The sequence below is a fragment of the uncultured Psychroserpens sp. genome (genome assembly GCF_947500255.1).
In the GTDB taxonomy this organism is placed as follows: domain Bacteria; phylum Bacteroidota; class Bacteroidia; order Flavobacteriales; family Flavobacteriaceae; genus Psychroserpens.
The window spans coordinates 251,045-269,052 of record NZ_CANMRL010000003.1; the positions used below are offsets into that span (position 1 = coordinate 251,045).

At 33.6% G+C, this 18,008-nt stretch carries 19 protein-coding genes; 9 read left to right on the forward strand and 10 right to left on the reverse strand.

What is annotated here, in order from left to right:
• The first annotated feature begins 61 nt into the window (after positions 1-61).
• From Q0783_RS10580 to Q0783_RS10620, 9 genes are all read left to right on the forward strand, one after another.
• Positions 62-898, forward strand: a complete 837-nt coding sequence (locus Q0783_RS10580; protein WP_298894965.1) for an SAM-dependent chlorinase/fluorinase — start codon at positions 62-64, stop codon at positions 896-898.
• Positions 899-901: 3 nt separating this feature from the next.
• The gene (locus Q0783_RS10585) at positions 902-1,198 is read left to right on the forward strand and encodes an antibiotic biosynthesis monooxygenase family protein (protein WP_298894967.1); all 297 of its coding nucleotides are present in this window, start codon (positions 902-904) and stop codon (positions 1,196-1,198) included.
• A 10-nt stretch (positions 1,199-1,208) separates the two neighbouring features.
• Positions 1,209-1,844, forward strand: coding sequence for a GldM family protein (locus Q0783_RS10590; RefSeq protein ID WP_298894969.1), 636 nt, complete (start codon positions 1,209-1,211; stop codon positions 1,842-1,844).
• 6 nt (positions 1,845-1,850) lie between these two features.
• Positions 1,851-2,261, forward strand: a complete 411-nt coding sequence (locus tag Q0783_RS10595) for a hypothetical protein (RefSeq protein WP_298894971.1) — start codon at positions 1,851-1,853, stop codon at positions 2,259-2,261.
• 2 nt (positions 2,262-2,263) lie between these two features.
• The gene (gene gldF / locus Q0783_RS10600; protein WP_298894973.1) at positions 2,264-2,992 is read left to right on the forward strand and encodes a gliding motility-associated ABC transporter permease subunit GldF; all 729 of its coding nucleotides are present in this window, start codon (positions 2,264-2,266) and stop codon (positions 2,990-2,992) included.
• The gene (locus Q0783_RS10605) at positions 2,989-3,483 is read left to right on the forward strand and encodes a hypothetical protein (RefSeq protein ID WP_298894975.1); all 495 of its coding nucleotides are present in this window, start codon (positions 2,989-2,991) and stop codon (positions 3,481-3,483) included. The genes gldF and Q0783_RS10605 overlap by 4 nt, the downstream gene beginning before the upstream one ends.
• Positions 3,470-5,143, forward strand: coding sequence for a gliding motility-associated ABC transporter substrate-binding protein GldG (gene gldG / locus Q0783_RS10610; RefSeq protein WP_298894977.1), 1,674 nt, complete (start codon positions 3,470-3,472; stop codon positions 5,141-5,143). Before Q0783_RS10605 ends, gldG begins: the two co-directional genes overlap by 14 nt.
• Positions 5,144-5,280: 137 nt before the next feature.
• Positions 5,281-6,399, forward strand: coding sequence for a DNA polymerase III subunit beta (gene dnaN / locus Q0783_RS10615; protein WP_298759756.1), 1,119 nt, complete (start codon positions 5,281-5,283; stop codon positions 6,397-6,399).
• 67 nt (positions 6,400-6,466) lie between these two features.
• On the forward strand, positions 6,467-6,838 hold the full coding sequence (locus Q0783_RS10620) for a nuclear transport factor 2 family protein (protein ID WP_298894978.1): 372 nt from the start codon (positions 6,467-6,469) through the stop codon (positions 6,836-6,838).
• Positions 6,839-6,846: 8 nt separating this feature from the next.
• On the opposite strand, the gene Q0783_RS10625 is transcribed toward Q0783_RS10620, so the two are convergent.
• The 10 genes from Q0783_RS10625 to Q0783_RS10670 all read right to left on the reverse strand — a co-directional run bounded on the left by Q0783_RS10625 (position 6,847) and on the right by Q0783_RS10670 (position 18,008).
• The gene (locus Q0783_RS10625; protein WP_298894980.1) at positions 6,847-7,626 is read right to left on the reverse strand and encodes a hypothetical protein; all 780 of its coding nucleotides are present in this window, start codon (positions 7,624-7,626) and stop codon (positions 6,847-6,849) included.
• A 152-nt stretch (positions 7,627-7,778) separates the two neighbouring features.
• Entirely contained in the window at positions 7,779-8,114 is a 336-nt protein-coding gene (locus Q0783_RS10630; protein ID WP_298759747.1) for a DUF4870 domain-containing protein, read from the reverse strand.
• A gap of 91 nt (positions 8,115-8,205) precedes the next feature.
• Entirely contained in the window at positions 8,206-8,790 is a 585-nt protein-coding gene (locus tag Q0783_RS10635; RefSeq protein ID WP_298894982.1) for a methyltransferase domain-containing protein, read from the reverse strand.
• A gap of 1 nt (position 8,791) precedes the next feature.
• Complete coding sequence (locus Q0783_RS10640; RefSeq protein WP_298894984.1) at positions 8,792-9,592, reverse strand: sulfite exporter TauE/SafE family protein; 801 nt, start codon at positions 9,590-9,592, stop codon at positions 8,792-8,794.
• A 62-nt stretch (positions 9,593-9,654) separates the two neighbouring features.
• Positions 9,655-10,662 (reverse strand): LacI family DNA-binding transcriptional regulator, encoded by a 1,008-nt coding sequence (locus Q0783_RS10645; protein ID WP_298894987.1) that lies wholly within the window; start codon positions 10,660-10,662, stop codon positions 9,655-9,657.
• 164 nt (positions 10,663-10,826) lie between these two features.
• Entirely contained in the window at positions 10,827-12,341 is a 1,515-nt protein-coding gene (locus Q0783_RS10650; RefSeq protein ID WP_298894989.1) for a T9SS type A sorting domain-containing protein, read from the reverse strand.
• Positions 12,342-12,674: 333 nt separating this feature from the next.
• Complete coding sequence (locus Q0783_RS10655) at positions 12,675-13,583, reverse strand: glycosyl hydrolase family 17 protein (protein WP_298894991.1); 909 nt, start codon at positions 13,581-13,583, stop codon at positions 12,675-12,677.
• Between the two features lie 19 nt (positions 13,584-13,602).
• Entirely contained in the window at positions 13,603-15,168 is a 1,566-nt protein-coding gene (locus Q0783_RS10660; protein WP_298894993.1) for an MFS transporter, read from the reverse strand.
• Between the two features lie 23 nt (positions 15,169-15,191).
• A complete protein-coding gene (locus tag Q0783_RS10665) occupies positions 15,192-16,697 on the reverse strand; it encodes a glycoside hydrolase family 30 protein (protein ID WP_298894995.1) in 1,506 nt (501 codons plus the stop codon).
• A 24-nt stretch (positions 16,698-16,721) separates the two neighbouring features.
• The gene (locus Q0783_RS10670) at positions 16,722-18,008 is read right to left on the reverse strand and encodes a glycosyl hydrolase family 17 protein (RefSeq protein ID WP_298894997.1); all 1,287 of its coding nucleotides are present in this window, start codon (positions 18,006-18,008) and stop codon (positions 16,722-16,724) included.

An 18,008-nucleotide genomic window follows, 5' to 3' on the forward strand; every position in this document is an offset into this window, starting at 1 on the left:
ACAGTTTTGTTTAAGGTAAAAAAAAGAAAAACATCAATTAAACTTTATTTGTAGCTAACCTATGGCAATCATCACATTAACAACCGATTTTGGCGAAAAAGATCACTTTGCTGGTGCCATTAAAGGTGCTATTTATAGTGAATTGCCTAATGTGAGAATTGTTGATATCTCACATTCGGTAGCGCCATTTAATGTAGCTGAAGCGGCTTATATTATTCAGAATGCATATAGCAGTTTTCCTAAAGGCACCATTCATATGATTGGTATTGACTCTGAACTCAATCCTGAAAATAAACATATAGCTGTAAAATTAGACGATCACTATTTCATTTGTGCCAATAATGGTATTATGAGTATGATTTGCTCAGAAATTGCGCCGCAAAAAATTGTTGAAATAAATATACATGATCGTGTAGCCACCAGTTTTCCTGTTTTGGATGTGTTTGTGAATGTAGCATGCCATATTGCTCGTGGTGGCACATTAGAAGTCATTGGAAAACTAATCGATACAATTAAACCCATTAAAAATTTGATTCCGTTCGTTAATGATGAAAAGAATCAAATTATTGGAAATGTTATTTATATTGACAACTACGGAAATGTAATCACCAACATCAAACGTCAATTTTTTGAAGGTGTACAAAAAACTCGTGCTTATGAAATTTCGGCACGTAGTTATAAGTTCAAAAAAATATATGACAAATATAGCGATGCCATTAATTTTGAAATTCCTGAAGATAAGCGTTACGATGCTGGCAAAGGCTTAGTTGTATTTAATTCGTCTGGTTATTTAGAAATTGCAGTTTACAAAAGTGATAATGCTACTGTTGGTAGTGCGTCAAGTCTTATGGGACTTAAAGTCATGGATACAGTTACTATTAATTTTTCAAAAACTTAAGCTATGTTTGTACGTATTGTAAAAATGAGCTTTGATGCTTCTAAAATTGAAGAATTCCTTTCAAATTTTGAAGATAATAAGCATCATATTAGAGCTTTTGATGGTTGTAAATTTTTAGAACTCTATCGTGACAAACACAATACAAACGTCTTTTTTACGTATAGTTATTGGCAAACCGAAGCCGATTTAGAGAATTACAGACATTCTAACTTGTTTAAAAGTGTTTGGGCAAAAACCAAACCTTTGTTCAATGCTAAGCCTGAAGCTTGGAGTGTAGATAAGTTGGAATCACTCGAATAAACCATCAATTATGACCAAATTCTTGTTCTTATTATTAGTTGTACAAATAACGTTTGCCCAAGAAGTGTCATTAGAAATGTCGTTGCAAAATATAGTTGTTAAAGGTATTTATAACCCGGTTGAAGTCATTATTGAAGACACAAAATGTACAGATGTTATTATTAAAAGTGATGATGCTAAACTAATACAAAGTGAGATTAACCCTTGTAGTTATAATCTAATCACCAACACTGACCATAGAGAACTAACCATTAGCTTTTTCAAGAAAAAACAAAAAGACACTGTCTTTGTTACTAAAAGAACATATCGGGTTATTGATTTTCCCGACCCTATTCCTACTCTGGCAGGTATAGAAGAAGGCGAGGTTTCCGAAGAAAAATTTAAAAAGTATTTTAGTATTGGTAAATTTGGTGCCTATAGTGAATATGCTTGCATAGATTTTAACATCACATCCTATACAATGATGGTTGTTAGGGACACAACTTCTATTGGAATTTCAAAAAACGTTGGCAATAGAGCTTCCGAGGAGACAAAAAAATTAATCGCATTAGTAAAATCTGGAGATCAAGTGTATATTACCAATTTAGAATGCAAGGTACTTGACCAAGTAAGGCGATTAGATGAAATTAGATTTGATATTAAATAGCTAAATATGTTTGGAAGATTTCATCTTTTTTTTGGCATTATAATCGTTATCATTTTTTTATTGACGGGACAATATATGCACCATAAATATGACCACTTAAAAGATATGGAACTTATGAATAGAGCTTTATTTAGGGCTGGACACCTCTATATTTTATTATTTGGTTTGATTAATGTTGCTCTTGGTGCTTATATAAAACCTCGAAAACATAAATTATTAAACAAAGTACAATCATTTGGTTCTGTGTCAATTATCATAGCTAGTTGCTTAGTTATTTATGCATTTTTCACAGAACTCCCAACCGAAGATATCGAAAGACCACTCACTCGCCTGAGTCTTTATATAGTATTTTTTGGTGTAACTATACATGGTTTAATATCTTTGATGAAAAATAATCTAGAAAACCCTAACAACTAATAATGCTCGCCATACTAAAAAAAGAAATAAACACCTTCTTCGCCTCTCCAATTGGATACTTAGTTATTGCTGTATTTTTATTACTTAACGGCTTGTTTTTGTGGCTGTTTAAAGGCGAATTTAATGTTCTTGATAATGGCTTTGCCGATTTATCAACTTTCTTTTTATTAGCGCCATGGATTCTCATATTTCTAGTTCCAGCTGTAACGATGCGTAGTTTTGCAGATGAAAAGAAACAAGGTACTTTGGAGTTATTACTCACTAAGCCTATTAGTCATCTCAATATCGTTTTTGGAAAATATCTTGGTGCTTTTGTATTAATTATTATTGCTTTAATCCCAACGTTATTATATGTCTATACCATTTCTAAGCTTGGAAATCCGGAAGGCAACTTAGATGTTGGTAGTGTGATGGGATCGTATTTCGGATTGCTCTTTCTGGTTGCTGCTTACACTGCTATTGGCGTATTTGCTTCTAGCTTGACCGACAATCAAATCGTAGCCTTTATCACTGCTGTATTTATTTGCTTCTTTTTCTATTTTGGTTTTGAGGGCTTATCAAATTACAACCTTTTTGGAGACACCCTATATATTGAAAAATTAGGAATGGAGTCTCATTTTAAAAGTATGAGTCGAGGTGTTTTAGATACTAGAGACATCATTTATTTTTTAAGTGTTACGGCTTTATTTATTGTGCTTACTAAACTAAATATTAAACGCGCAAACAAATGATTATTACAGCTCCTTTAGTCATTATGATGTGCATTGTTTTTGTGCTGATTTTTCTGTTTGTAAAAACAATAGATCGTCGCAAATGGCTTACCGTTTTAGTGAGTTTGGCTATTACACCTTTCGCTTATTTCTATGCTGTATACCCGATGGTCAATATTTTTAGTAACTATCACCATCAAAAATATTTTTCTTCGGAATTATGGATTGAGAAACCTGCATTACGTTATGAATTATCTGATGATATGATTACTTCGGAAATTTTAATCGGACAGCCAAAAAGCGACATTGAATCCCTTTTGGGAACTTATGAATGGCTATCATGGGACGAGGCTCAAAAAGACCATGATTCTAACAGATGGAACTATAGTTTGGGTATTGAACCTGGAGCTTTTAATACTGAAAAAGAATGTGTTGAAATTGTTTTTAAAAACGATAAAGTTATTGCGATATCAACATATAAAGAAGAGATAAAATTTGATGCTAAAGACTAAAAAAAATATCATCACGATTGCCATCGTTTTAGTCGCAATTATTGCTGCTAATGTTATATCGAGCAAAGTCTACAAACGTTTTGATCTAACGAAAGATAAACGTTATACCTTATCTAATGAGGCTTTACAAACTATTGAAGATGTTGATTCTCCTTTAATTATTGACGTGTTCTTGGAAGGTGATTTTCCAACAGAATTTAGACGACTACGTGACGAGACACAACAGCTACTTGAAGAGTTCACAGTTTACAATAGCAATGTCAACTTTGAGTTTATGAATCCGTTAGCCGATGAAAAAAATCGCAATCAAATTCTACAACAATTAACGCAACGTGGCTTACAACCATTTCAAATCAATATTAAAGAAAGCGGAAAAACCTCTCAAGAACTTATTATCCCTTGGGCATTAGCCAGTTATAACGAGCAAACGGTTATCATTCCGTTGATAAAAAATAAAATTGGAGCCACAGATCAGGAATTGGTCAATGGTTCAATTCAAAATTTAGAGTATGCATTTGCTGAGGCTTTTAAAAAGCTAGTCACTCCAAAGCAGAAAAAAATAGCCATTTTAAGAGGTAACGGTCAGTTAAAAGATATATATGTTGCCGATTTCCTTAAACGATTAGGAGAGCATTATTTTCTAGCACCATTTACTTTAGATAGTGTAGCCAGCAATCCTAAAAAAACCTTGCAAGACATTAGGAATTATGATCTAATTATTTCTGCAAAACCTAGTGAGGCCTTTTCCGAAGAAGAAAAATATGTGTTAGATCAATATACCATGAATGGTGGTAAAAGTCTATGGCTCACCGAGAGTATTGTTATGGATAGAGATAGTTTAAACAATAGCGCTGGAACTGCTGTCGCAATTATGAAGGATCTCAACCTTAACGATTTCTTTTTTAAATATGGAGTACGCGTAAACCCTGTAATTGTAAATGATTTGTACTCTGCGCCTATTCCTCTAGCCATTGGTGAAGGCAATAATGCCCAGTTTCAGCCAGTACAATGGCCATACTCGCCATTAGCTGCTAGTAACCCAAATCATCCAATAACGACCAATCTGGATCCAGTAAAATTTGATTTTACGAGTCAGATAGATACACTAAAAAATACTATTGATAAAACGATTTTACTCAGAAGTTCTCAATTATCAAAAACACAAGGTGTGCCGCGAGAAATTAGTTTAGATGTGGTTACTCAAGAACCCAATCCTGAAGAGTACAAAGAACCCAATCAAACCTTAGCTGTTCTACTCGAAGGAGAGTTTAGCTCTGTGTACGATAAACGTATTAAACCGTTTAAGATTTCAGATGATAAAACCAAAAGTATCGCCACAAAGATGATCGTTATTGCCGATGGTGATGTGATTAAAAATGAGGTTATAAAAAACAGACCTCAAGAATTAGGTTTCGAATTTTTGACCAAACGCAAATTTGGAAATAAAGAGTTTCTAGAAAATGCTGTGAACTACCTTTTGAATGATGACGGACTTATAAACATTCGCACAAAAGAGGTGAAATTGGCATTCTTAGATTCTGAAAAAATTGAAGACCAAAAATCCAAATGGCAAATTGTAAATATTGCCTTACCTCTTGTAATATTAGGTCTTTTTGGTTTTACATTTAAATATTTTAGAAGAAAACGCTACTCTAAATAACCAAAAAACAGGTCTAAAACGCCCTTTTTCATAAGCTTTGAGTTGTTAATAAGTTTGTTTTATAAAACAATAGCTTTAAGATATATTTGTATTGCACAATTTGTTGTGATAATTTTGTAAAAATTTTAGAAGAACGTATGAAATTTATAGTATCCAGTACATATTTACTTAAACAATTACAAGTTTTAGGAGGTGTTATCAATAGTTCGAATACACTACCGATTTTAGATAATTTCTTATTTGAGTTAAAAGACTCAAAACTAACAGTTTCGGCAAGTGATTTAGAAACTACAATGTCTTCAAGTTTAGATGTTGAAAGTGATAACGATGGTAGTATTGCATTACCAGCACGTTTATTACTCGATACTTTGAAAACGTTTCCAGAGCAACCACTAACCTTTGTGGTTGAAGATAACAATACCGTTGAGATTAGTTCTAATCATGGTAAATATGCCTTGGCTTATGCAGATGGCAATGAATTTCCAAAAGCTGTAGAATTGGATAATCCAAGTACAACTACAATAGCTGGTGATATTTTAGCTACTGCTATAAGCAAGACCATCTTTGCAGCAGGTAATGATGATTTACGTCCTGTTATGAGTGGTGTCTTTTTTCAATTCTCTACTGAAGGTTTAACATTTGTAGCAACCGATGCTCACAAATTAGTTAAATATACACGTGGTGATGTAAAAGCAGATCAGGTTGCCGAATTTATAATGCCAAAAAAGCCTTTAAATCTTTTAAAAGGAATTTTAGCAGCAAACGATGAGGCTGTTACTATTGAGTATAACGATTCGAATGCTAAATTCACATTTGAAAATTCTGTGCTTGTTTGTCGTTTAATAGATGGAAAATACCCTAATTACGAAGCGGTTATTCCTAAAGAAAATCCAAATAAATTAACTATAGATAGAACACAATTCTTAAACTCTGTTCGTCGTGTGAGTATCTTCTCAAATAAGACGACACATCAAATACGTTTAAAAATTGCTGGTGCCGAATTAAATATCTCTGCTGAAGATATCGACTACTCAAATAAAGCCGAAGAACGTTTAACTTGTGATTATCAAGGTGATGATATGCAAATTGGGTTTAACTCACGCTTTTTAACTGAAATGCTCAATAACCTAAACTCTGATGAAGTGCAACTAGAAATGAGCTTACCCAATAGAGCTGGTATCTTGACTCCTATTGATGGTTTAGATGATGGTGAAAAAGTAACGATGTTAGTGATGCCTGTGATGCTAAATAACTAGTCACAAAAAACATATATATTACAAAAGCCAATGACCTCTAGTTATTGGCTTTTTAATTTTCATAATTATGACAAGAACATCCATAGCAAAGCGCTATTTAAAGTACCTTGAACATGGTGACATGGAGCGTATTGTTGATTTATTTTCTGAAACTGGAACTGTATCTTCACCACTTTATGGTGATCAACCTGCGAATGCGTTTTATGCATCTTTACAAAACGATACGAATTCGTCGAAACTAGAGCTTAAAGGCATTTTTGATGATCATCAATCAAACAAACTCGCCTTACATTTCAATTATCATTGGGTTTTAAAAACAGAGGCTACAGTCAATTTTGATGTTGTAGATATCATTTCCTTTAATAAGGAATTAAAAATCGATCACTTGCAAATTATCTATGATACTGTAGTTAGTCGACAATTGATTAATAACACATAAATTATGATTTATGAAGTGCCTGCAGGAATAAAAATTGATTTAATTCTATCAATAACACCTTGAAGCATACTAAACAATGCATCTGACGAAAATCCTCCAATGAGCGCCAAGACACTTTTATTGAATAAGTTAACATTGTCAGGATTAGTGATATACACAGATAAAATTTCAGATAAAACTAAACCTGCAATAATACCAAGTACTATTTGAGCCATATATTCTATGGATTCCTCAGGTAATAATGTTCCTTTTTTTAACGAACTGCTTACATTTTTTAATAAATAAAATACGACACCCAAACCTGAAATAGCACACAAATAACCAATATTTAAAAGCAATTGTTCTCCATGGTTATTCATGATTCCTTTATCGAGTGAATCATTGTTTACTGCAGATGATGTTCCAGTAATAATGAAAATTGCCAAGAATACCAGTGCCAAAATAATGAGGTTTCTAACTAATGGCAATCGACTTAATATCATTTTACTATTATCTTCTGAATGTAAGTTTTTAGTATACTTAATAGATTTTGGTGTAGCAGGTGCAACATTTTTACACAATAAATTATGAGCATTAATTAGATCATCAACACTACTGTTTTGAATAAGAGAATTAACTTCAGTATTTATAGTAATTCCATTGTAAACTGCATAAGACAACATATTATTTATTTCAGCACTTAGTTCTTTAATAATGTCTTGAGAAATACCTGGTTTTGTTGCGTCTGAAATTTTATCAACTTTAGGTTTAACATTAGATGAAGAAGATGTAGAAACAGTTTTGGCCATAATTTAATATTTAAATGATGTCCTAAATTAATAAGTAATAGTATTAAAAAACCAAGTAAAAACACCCAATTACTTTTGTGCGTGTATATACTATAACTAAAAAACGCTCACTTAAAAAAGTGAGCGTTTTCATTTATCCCTATGTAAAATAACTAACTAATAAAATTAAGAGATAAAGGATATCTTGGTGATTCTCCATGACTTGCTCTAATAGCGTTTATAATTGGAAAAATAAACGATAGTATACCTAATACTATTAATCCAAAAACGCCAACTAATACAAATACTAAAGGAATACAAATTAAACTATATACTAATACGCTCAATTGAAAATTGACGATATTTTTGCCTTCTTGATCCATTCTATACACATTTTCTTTTTGAGTAGCCCAAATGATCAACGGAACTATAAGTCCGCCAAATCCAGTTAAAAATGTAAGCAACTGACTTAAATGTGTAAGTACTATAAGTTGATTATCTTGTCGCATTGTGATGATGTTTTGATTGAACACCTATTGGACGCAAGTCTTCTTAAAATGTTACAGTTCCTCCTCTCTTTTTAACGAAAAACGTTAAATATTATTTTTTTATTACGCTGAAAAATAACTCATTCCCTTGTCGATGAGAAATAGAATTGTAACACAACTCCATTGTTTTAATATGAAAGATGTCTTTAAAGTAAGGTAGATATAGTGTTTTGTTTCCACCAAACGGTGGTTTATCATCATGTAAAGGTTGATTAAATAATAATCCAACAAGTTTACCTTTATCAACTAAAAGCTCACTCATCTTCGACACATATTTTGACCGAAGGCTTGGATCAAGCGCACAAAAAAACGTTTGTTCCAATATGAGATCAAAAGGCATATCTAAGTCAAAAAAGTTAGTTTGAATTAAATGGTCACTAGGAAATTTAGGTACTCTTTTCTTAATATTATCAAGAGCTGTTTTTGATAAATCAATGACATAAACATTGGTAAATCCTTGATTAAATAAATATTCGGCTTCATAAGAATTACCACCGCCAGGAATTAAAATGCGTATAGATTTATCTTTGAGTTGGTCTATATAAGTCTTTATTGGTGGAGACACTTCTCCTAAATCCCAACGGTCCTCATTATTTATATATCGGTTATCCCAGTAGGACGCATCCAATTTTTCCATGCTATAATAGTTCTTTTAGAATAATATAGACACCCATAATTAGTACAAACGATCCAAATCCTTTTTTTAATTTTTTACCATTAATAAAATTGGAAAGATAAGTCCCAATAAAGATCCCAACTACAGAAATAGCTGTAAATATGAGTAAAAATGCCCAGTCTATATCTAGATTCTCAATGTCGCCAATAAAACCTATTAGGGACTTCACTGCAATAATTAAGAGTGATGTTCCTACAGCTTTTTTCATTGGTAATTTTGCCAAAAGCACTAATGCAGGTATAATAAGAAACCCTCCTCCTGCACCAACAATTCCAGTTAATACACCAACAACAAAACCTTCAATAGTGATTAACGGATAATTAAATTTTACATCTTCAGAAGATACGTCTGTAGTTACTTTCCTTTCTTTTATCATTGAAATTGAAGCCAATAACATAACAATAGCAAAAAAAACCATAATAGCTACATTCTTGGTCAGAGTAAAGTCTCCAATAGTAAAAATTTCCGATGGGATTGCTGGCACTAAAAACTTTCGTGTAAGATACACAGCAATAAATGCTGGGATTGCAAATACAATAGCAGTTCTAAAGTCTACCAACCCCTTTTTAATATTCTGAAATGTACCAAAAACAGAAGACACTCCTACCACAAAAAGTGAATAAGCTGTTGCTGTAACTGGGTTTATAAACATTAAGTATACCAGTATAGGAACAGTTAGAATTGATCCTCCTCCTCCAATTAACCCCAAAACAAGGCCAATTAAAAGAGCTCCAAAGTATCCTAAAACTTGTGAGATTTCCATGAACGCAAATCTAATTATAAATTATAACTAGTTTGCACTTAAAATTAGATTTCCGAATAAAACTATTTGGTAGTTTCTCTTAAGATAAGATTAGTCTTTATTGTTTTTGTCGTTTTCTTGGTGGTTCCTTTATCCTTTAAACGATTTAAAAGTAATTTGACCGAAGCCTTGCCTATATCGACAGTATGCTGTGAGATAGTTGACAGTTTTGGATTGGTGAATTGAAGTACATTCTCATCTGAAAATCCAATTATGGACAAGTCTTTTGGTACATTATAATTTAGTTTTAGCGCCTTTTGAAGAGCAATGACACCTGAGGTGTTATCAATAGAAATAATACCATCAACCGATTGATACTTATTGAATAACTGATCAACACCATCTTCAATTGATTTATCGTTTTCAATCGTAATGATACTGGGTTCATTCTTATAATCAATGGATTCATTCAAAGCTGCCAAATAACCATTAGTTCTAAGTTTACCAACGCTTAACTCATCAATATTACTCACAAGCACAATATGTTGTCGTCCTTCAGAAAGTAAATGCTTAGTTGCTTCATAAGCTGCTCCAAAATCATCTATAATAACCTTATCACAATTAATATCTTCAGAAACCCTATCAAATAATACTACTGGAATATCTTTTTGTAATATCTCATTGATATGGTCGACATTATTAGCCACTTGAGTTTCTTCTGCCAAGGATAAGATAAAACCATCAACACTACCATTAGATAATAATTGGAGGCTATTGATTTCCTTGGATTGCATTTCATTTGAAACACAAGTAATAATATTATAGCCTTGTTTACTGGCCTGCATTTCTATGGCATATAGTGCTTTTGCAAAAAAATGATTAAGAATATTAGGAATAATTACGCCAATCGTATTAGTTCTACTGTTTTTAAGACTTAAAGCCAACTTATTTGGTTTATAGTTTAAAAACTTAGCAAGAGCCTTTACTCGTTCTATAGTGTCAGGGCTAATTTCGTCGCTATCATGCAATGCCTTTGATACTGTAGAAACAGACACATTTAATTGCTCAGCTAATTGTTTTAATGTTACCATAAAATTAAAAATAAGAAACGTATAATTCCGATATAAAAATAATTGCTTTTATTTTGATTAGAAAGGGATATTTCAATATAATCATTTAACCATTTTGACACTAATAAAAAAGCCACATTGCAACTAGCAAATGTGGCTTTTAAAAAATATTAGTTAGTTAAGCATTATTTTTTAACCAATTTGATTGTCTTGCTTCCAGTAGCAGAAGAAATTTTTGCAAAATATAATCCTGCTTTTAAATTTGATCCATCAATCTGAGTTTCATTTGCATTTGGAGTTACATTAACCACTTGCTTTCCTAAAACATCATAAATTCGAATAGATTCGATATCTTGAGTACCTATAACCGTCCAATTGTTTGTTGTTGGATTAGGGAATACAGAAAACTCATTTCTAGTAAATTCTTCTGCACCTAAAGTGTTAGAAGTACTAAAGAATATATTGTCAAAATAAACCTCTCCATTTCCATCAAATTTCCATTGGAATATGTCATTTAAATCATAAGTACCACTAGACGGTGTATGATCTAAGAAGTGTTGTAATGGAATAAATACACTCTGCCAAGATCCAGTTACAATTGGAGAATCTGGAGTAGGACCACCAAATCTATATCTAGGTTCTTCAGCAGCTCCACCACCAATTCCAGCTGTGGCATCAATTAGGAAGAAATTAAACTCAGTAGTTGTAGTTGCATAATAGTTTAAGTGTACAAACTGATAACCTCCAGCAACTAAATCTTCAGCATCCCATTGTGCTCCATAGAAAAAGAAACCACCACCTTCAATTCTTCCGGCATTATTTCCATTCATTTCAATATCCACTTCTGGAACTCCTACATTACCAAATGCATAGAAGTTAAAATTTCCAACACTACTTCCTGGTAAACCACTATAAACATAAAGATCTGTTCCAGTAGAAGGAAATTCTGGAGCAGCCATTGTAGGACCTGCAGGTGGACAAGCAGGGCAAGAAGCACCACCACAATCTACACCAGTCTCATCTTGATTTTGGATTCCATCATCACAGGTCTCAGGACATGTTGGACAATCAGGGCCTCCACAATCTACACCAGTTTCCATACCATTTTGAACACCATCCATACACGTTGGTTCTGGAGCACCTACTTGAACAATATCATCAATATAGTACGTGCCTGATTCAGTAACCAAAACACCATCACCAGCAGGACCTTCAAGTGCTGGGTCATAATCTGGTTGTATTACCAAAGTAGAATACTGTTCCATACCTGTAAGACCTGGTTGATCAGAAAAATCGAATGTTACTTCTGTCCATGTATTCGCATTAGTAACCACAACATCTCTATTGTAAGTTGGCTCTCCGCTTAATCCTATTTGAATTTGAAATCTTAACTGAAGATTAGCTTTCGTTGACCAAATTTTCATCGTGAACGATGTTCCATTCGCTAAATTAATTAAAGGTGATCCAGGTGTTTCATATCCAAAACCTGCAAACCAGTTAGCTCCAACAAGTTTATCTACTTGTAGTACTCGAGCAGACATATTTCCTGCACTTACATCTGGATTAGCAATATTAGCAAAACCTAAAGTACCAAATTGAAATGATGCAGTCGTCGTTGTATCTTCATAATCGAGAGGCAAAGATTGCCCAAACGTAATAGCCGATGCTAATAAAAAGATTAAAAATGTAATTTTTTTCATAGTTATATATATTAGAATTAGTAATTATTTAAAATTTGCATTCTGTATTTTTCATTTTCATAAATTTAAGTACTATATATTGAGATTATCATAAAACCCACCGCTACAAAAAACATACAAAAGCAAATAATCTATTTTTTGTTTAATTATGTGTCTAAATCCGCTAAACAAAGCGAATTCAAGAGGTTTTAAAATATTAGCAAAGTCTTATTTAGCATTTTATTAACTATTGTGTTGTGGTAATGTTGTGTTTGTTTTTCGCTATATATTGCTTACTTTTCTGAATGTTGTACTTTTTAGCATTTATAATAGCTTTCCCATCAACCAATTGTTTTAAAATTTTAATTTTTCATGTTTATCCCAAAGTCCCCAATAGGCTCCAACATCACCTTCATCGCCAGTTTTCCATGACTCGTCAAATGATGAAAAATAAAATACATCAACATTAGCTTTGGCAGCCCATACTTGCGTATTGATAAAATATTTCATCGCATTTTCTTCAGAAGAAAATGCGCCCTTTAGGCTACCTCCCTCACTTGGCCAGCCAGTCTCAGTAATGATTACTTTTTTACCGTGTCCTGCATCTGATGCTTGCCCGAACATTTGTTGCATATGATGCAGAGCACCATCAATATGGCAACCTTCCCAATACGGATAGCAATTACTGAGTATCACATCGCTAATCTCTACAAGCTGAGGGTGTACCGAAAACTCATAATAAGCATCAACATAACCCACAGGAATATCTGGCAAAGCCTCTTTTACACGTCGTATATAGTCTAGCAATTCGTCTAGTGACAAATCGTTTCTATATAGTACTTCATTACCAACAGCAGCAATATCGACAACGCCTTCTTTTGCTAATTGAATTAGTGCTTCAATTTCTTTTTCATTGTCATCTTTATCATCTCCCAACCAAGCACCAACTAGTGTTTTCATTCCATGTTTGTGGGCGATACGCGGAATATGTTCATTTCCTTCTATACAAGAAAATGAACGTATCCATTTCGAATATGGTTTTAAAATCTTAACACGTCTTTCCACCTGTTCTTCGGTTATGACGTCGCCAGGTTCCTGACCATCTTCATACATACTAAAGCAGATGCCATGCATTCCTTTTTTAAGTGTTGCTCTCCACAACGTTTTTAATTCTTCTAATGAATATTTACTGAAATCAATTCCTGAGTGTTCTGTGAAGTTAATTCCATTATATGCGTGATATTCTTCGTCTCTATATGACATTTAAATTTTAAATTTATAGTTATAATTCTCCTCGTCGCTCAACGAGTTCTTTCTTTATCTCTCTAGCCCTATCTTCATTTAGATTATACTTCCACATTACCCAAACCGCAAGTGCTGCAGTTAACGATGGAACTATTATATCAGCTATTCTAAGATTGTTCATAGTCTCTATAGATTGCTCAGTAACATTAGGGTCAAATCCAACAATACTTAAGATTGCGCCTCCCAAAACAAGAGCTATAGACTGACCTATTTTTACCATCAGCCAATAGATGGCTCCAAAAGTCCCTTCTTTACGAGGCATACCATTCTCTAGTTCATCCAAATCGCAAACATCTGCCGTCATAGACATCATTAAAGTGAATAGACCTCCCATACCAAATGCAAATAGTGGAATCGGTACAAATATGAGCCATGGTACATCGCTTCCTGGATCAATACTGAACCAAGACATTCCAATACTTTCAAGAGCTGGATTTAGAGATTCGAAAATGGAGCTAACTCCTGAATTTAAACTCTTACCTAATCCAGTTTGATTAAATTGATTATTAAGTTCTTTATCAAAGCCCCACCATTTCAAAACATAACCAACGATGGATAACACAGTTGAGATTATGAACGCCTTTTTCTTCCCCCATTTATTAGCCATTCTTGTAATAATTGGGATAACAATAAATGCTGTAATAATAGCATTTATGGTATTGAACCAAGCAGGCCAAGTACCAGCCATCTCATAACTTCCACTATACATATAAAACACAATAATGAAGACACCAAATGCCGCCACAAGCTGAAATCCATTAAACACTAAAAACGTTGCTCCACATAATTTCATGAAAGGTTTGTTTTTTGTGACTTGTTTAATACCCTGCCATAAATCTTTCATATTTGATGCTAACGACTTAAATGTAATTTCCTTTCTATTCTCCATATGAGAAGAATCAATACCCTTACAAAATAATGCTGGCAGTATCCCAAAAACAACACACATAGCACCAACAATAAGAGCCATTGTACGAACACCTTCTGTTTGCGTATTAAATGTGTCTGTATCAGGAATAATAACATATAACCATGGCACAATCATCCAAGCAATTTGCCCCATAGTATTAGAAAAAGCCATTAACCGTGTACGCTCATTATAATCAGAAGTCATTTCATATCCAAGACCTACTAATGGTGTTGCAAACATTGTATTACCAATAAGAAACAATAATTGAAGAATCATTACATGCCAAATAATATAAGATTGGGATGCATTATCATCGATTTGCCACATTAAAAAGAAAAGTATTCCGCTTATAATTGCTCCAATAAAAATATAAGGACGTCTTCGTCCCCATCTCGACTTTGTATTATCAGAGATGAAACCCATTATTGGATCGGTGATTGAGTCAAATATTCTTGGTAAACCACCTAAAAGTCCAGCCCATAAAGGATCAACACCCCAAGCCGTCAATAAGAAAAACTGAATAAAAACACCAAGAGTACCTGGTAATATATTCAATATAAAATGACCTGCTCCAAAGGCTGCTTTTTGTCCAACTGGGACTTTATCTTTTGCGGCTGTTTTAATTTTTGACATAGTGGTTTAGTTTAGTTAGTGTTTTATGACTTAGGCACTACAATTGTTTGAATTGCTTGTGCATTTATTTTAATATCTACATTGCTTTCATTTAAATTTAACGTGAAACTTTTAGCGGTTTCGCCTTCATTAAAAATGACTACAGCTATGGAATCATCAGGGTTTTTTGCTGCAGTCACCATCAAGTCTTTATCTGGGTTTTCAACATCAATCACGACAGCTCCTGGCCTTATATATTTGCTGAAATGTGCCATGGTATAATAAATAGGCGTAAAATAGACCTCGTCTGCATCTGGATCAACAATAATAGGAGCTACGCACCAGTTTTTAAACCAGTTAGGACCACCTTGTCTATCTAACACCATGTTCCAATCTACCCAACCGTCTACCCAATTATTGAGACATCCAATGATATCTCTAGCATAGCGATTTACAGGCGCATATTTTGGGTGTAAGTATTTCTCATCTTCTGCTGCCCAATCCCAGCCCCAATCGGTAGCTTCTTTTGACCAATACCAGATATCATCTTTCCATTTTGGAACTTCAGAATCTACACAGCCTTCAGTTTCAATTAAATACTTATTAGGTGCTTTGTTATGGGCATATTGCAAAGCTTCAGGGAAATAGTCATAAGTGCTTTCATACCAATGAATAGCTGTTCCATCATAATACTTCGATGACTCCTCTGTAGCATACATGACATCTACCCATTCTTTAAGGCCTGCTCTATTTTGGTCATAACCTAAAATGATTTTATCGCCTTTACCATCGACTTCCAATTTCGGTCCCAAGTGATTCTGTACAAAATCGGTCATTTCTTCTGGAGTAAAGTGCATACTTTCCCAGTTGTTTCCATTTCCATGTGGTTCATTTTCAACAGTAAAACCCCAAATTGGAATGCCTTCAGCTTCATAAGCATCTACATATTTTGAAAAGAACAAAGCCCAAGTATCGTAGTATTTAGGTAATAACTTTCCTCCTACCCATTCTTTATTATCTTTCATCCAAGGTGGTGCCGTCCATGGTGACGCGAAAATATCGAAGCCATCTTCTGAAATTGCCATAGCCTCTTTTATCATTGGAATAAGATCATCCATATCATCTTTGATTGTAAAATGTTCTAGCATCATATCGTCTTCAACAGGTGCATACGAATACTGACTCAATGAAAAGTCACAAGAGTTCATATGTGTTCGTGTTAATGAATAATTTGCACCTTCTCTACTGAAATAGGCCTTCAAGATTTTGTCTCTATTGGCTTTGCTTAATTTGTTTAACAAATAGGCAGAGGACTCAGTAAATGCGCCTCCAAAGCCAGTAATAGTTTGAAATTTTTTATCTGGATTAATTTTTAAAACAGGCAAAGAACCTGTTGTTGAAACGTCATTGATTCTTGTAAGCTGATTTCCGCTTGCAGATGTTTCATAAATTTCAACTTCAAGCAAGTCTTGTCCTATTTCTTTTTTTTCATTACTACCTATCATAACTAGTACTAAAAGGGAATAAAAAATGTAGCTTATGGTTTTCATTGTTGATTATTTTATTTGACATGTCTATCGATTTGCCATTATTTCGTCTAGAGCTGGAGGTACTAAAACATCTTCCATCAAGGCTTTCTTATTACCGTTATATGTTTTGGTAATTGGGTTACCATTTCTTGTTAATCCATCAAAAACACCACCATCTACTAAATCCCATATTGGGTATTTTGCCTTTCCATCAATCGTAAACAATCCGAAATGATTTTCTGAACCATTTGGATGATGTGCATCTTTCCATTGCTCATTAAAAGCTTCAAAATAGAAGCACGAAATTCCAGCAGTATTGGTCCATTCTCTCATGAGTTCGTAGTACAAACCTTGTTTATATTCATCTGTAGCTCTAGAGCCATTAGGTCCGTAGAACCCTTTAGATACTGTCGCCCAACCTGTTTCACCAATATGAATTGGTTTATTAATACCGATGCTTTTCATGTAATTAGTAACACTATCGTACTGACGTTTAGAAAATTGGATGGCACGTTCTATTGCAGCATGAATCTTATCAATATCAGCAAGACTATCTTCGGCTTCAGGGACTCCCCAAAATTCAGGATTGTAATGTGAATTATGATATGGGTATGTATGCATCGAGATATAATCTACGGCTTTGATTAATTTTTCTAGATCTTCAACATGATATTGGTCTTCGCCACCTCCCCATGATGCAAAATCATCAGAACTCGTTATCCATAAATCTTTCGGAAGTTTGTCTTGCGTCTTTAATTCTTGTAAATGTGTTACCCATTTTAATATCACGTTAGGTTGCACATAATAGCTTTCTGCCCATTTGACCATAGCTTCATTTCCTACAGCCAAAACCTTCACAATGTCTGGGTATTTATTAGCCAAAACTACAGCCCTTTCTATTTCGGCTGCATTATTAGGACTTTCAACATTGTGATCTACAGGTTGATCAGTCCATGCATTTAGACAATCGATCCATGCACCTAACATCACATACATCTCGAAATTTGAGTCTTCTTTTTTAAGCTCTGTAATCGCTTTTAAAATATTTGAAGCATGCGGAAGCTGTACATTATACGTTCGCAATATTTTGATACCCATTGCAGACAATAGTTTCATATCATCTTTGAGTTCTTTAATTGTTGGCTGACTATCTCTAGATTTTTCGCGGTAACCTCCATAAGATATTGCTAAATAATTAGGATTTCCTAATATCTCTTTAGCTGTCATTTGTTTGCCTTTTTGCATGTCTTTGTTAGATTTTGGGTTTTGATTACAAGATGACATGATCATTGAAATAATTATTGCACATAGGATATTTACTTTCAATTTCAT

Coding starts and splice junctions, on each gene's coding strand:
- gldF (WP_298894973.1), top strand. CDS start 2,264: ATGCTCGCCATACTAAAAAAAGAAATAAACACCTTCTTCGCCTCTCCA.
- Q0783_RS10670 (WP_298894997.1), bottom strand. CDS start 18,008: ATGAAATTGAAAGTAAATATCCTATGTGCAATAATTATTTCAATGATC.
- dnaN (WP_298759756.1), top strand. CDS start 5,281: ATGAAATTTATAGTATCCAGTACATATTTACTTAAACAATTACAAGTT.
- Q0783_RS10640 (WP_298894984.1), bottom strand. CDS start 9,592: ATGGAAATCTCACAAGTTTTAGGATACTTTGGAGCTCTTTTAATTGGC.
- Q0783_RS10625 (WP_298894980.1), bottom strand. CDS start 7,626: ATGGCCAAAACTGTTTCTACATCTTCTTCATCTAATGTTAAACCTAAA.
- Q0783_RS10580 (WP_298894965.1), top strand. CDS start 62: ATGGCAATCATCACATTAACAACCGATTTTGGCGAAAAAGATCACTTT.
- Q0783_RS10605 (WP_298894975.1), top strand. CDS start 2,989: ATGATTATTACAGCTCCTTTAGTCATTATGATGTGCATTGTTTTTGTG.
- Q0783_RS10655 (WP_298894991.1), bottom strand. CDS start 13,583: ATGTCATATAGAGACGAAGAATATCACGCATATAATGGAATTAACTTC.
- Q0783_RS10590 (WP_298894969.1), top strand. CDS start 1,209: ATGACCAAATTCTTGTTCTTATTATTAGTTGTACAAATAACGTTTGCC.
- Q0783_RS10665 (WP_298894995.1), bottom strand. CDS start 16,697: ATGAAAACCATAAGCTACATTTTTTATTCCCTTTTAGTACTAGTTATG.
- Q0783_RS10650 (WP_298894989.1), bottom strand. CDS start 12,341: ATGAAAAAAATTACATTTTTAATCTTTTTATTAGCATCGGCTATTACG.
- Q0783_RS10645 (WP_298894987.1), bottom strand. CDS start 10,662: ATGGTAACATTAAAACAATTAGCTGAGCAATTAAATGTGTCTGTTTCT.
- Q0783_RS10620 (WP_298894978.1), top strand. CDS start 6,467: ATGACAAGAACATCCATAGCAAAGCGCTATTTAAAGTACCTTGAACAT.
- Q0783_RS10585 (WP_298894967.1), top strand. CDS start 902: ATGTTTGTACGTATTGTAAAAATGAGCTTTGATGCTTCTAAAATTGAA.
- Q0783_RS10595 (WP_298894971.1), top strand. CDS start 1,851: ATGTTTGGAAGATTTCATCTTTTTTTTGGCATTATAATCGTTATCATT.
- Q0783_RS10630 (WP_298759747.1), bottom strand. CDS start 8,114: ATGCGACAAGATAATCAACTTATAGTACTTACACATTTAAGTCAGTTG.
- Q0783_RS10660 (WP_298894993.1), bottom strand. CDS start 15,168: ATGTCAAAAATTAAAACAGCCGCAAAAGATAAAGTCCCAGTTGGACAA.
- gldG (WP_298894977.1), top strand. CDS start 3,470: ATGCTAAAGACTAAAAAAAATATCATCACGATTGCCATCGTTTTAGTC.
- Q0783_RS10635 (WP_298894982.1), bottom strand. CDS start 8,790: ATGGAAAAATTGGATGCGTCCTACTGGGATAACCGATATATAAATAAT.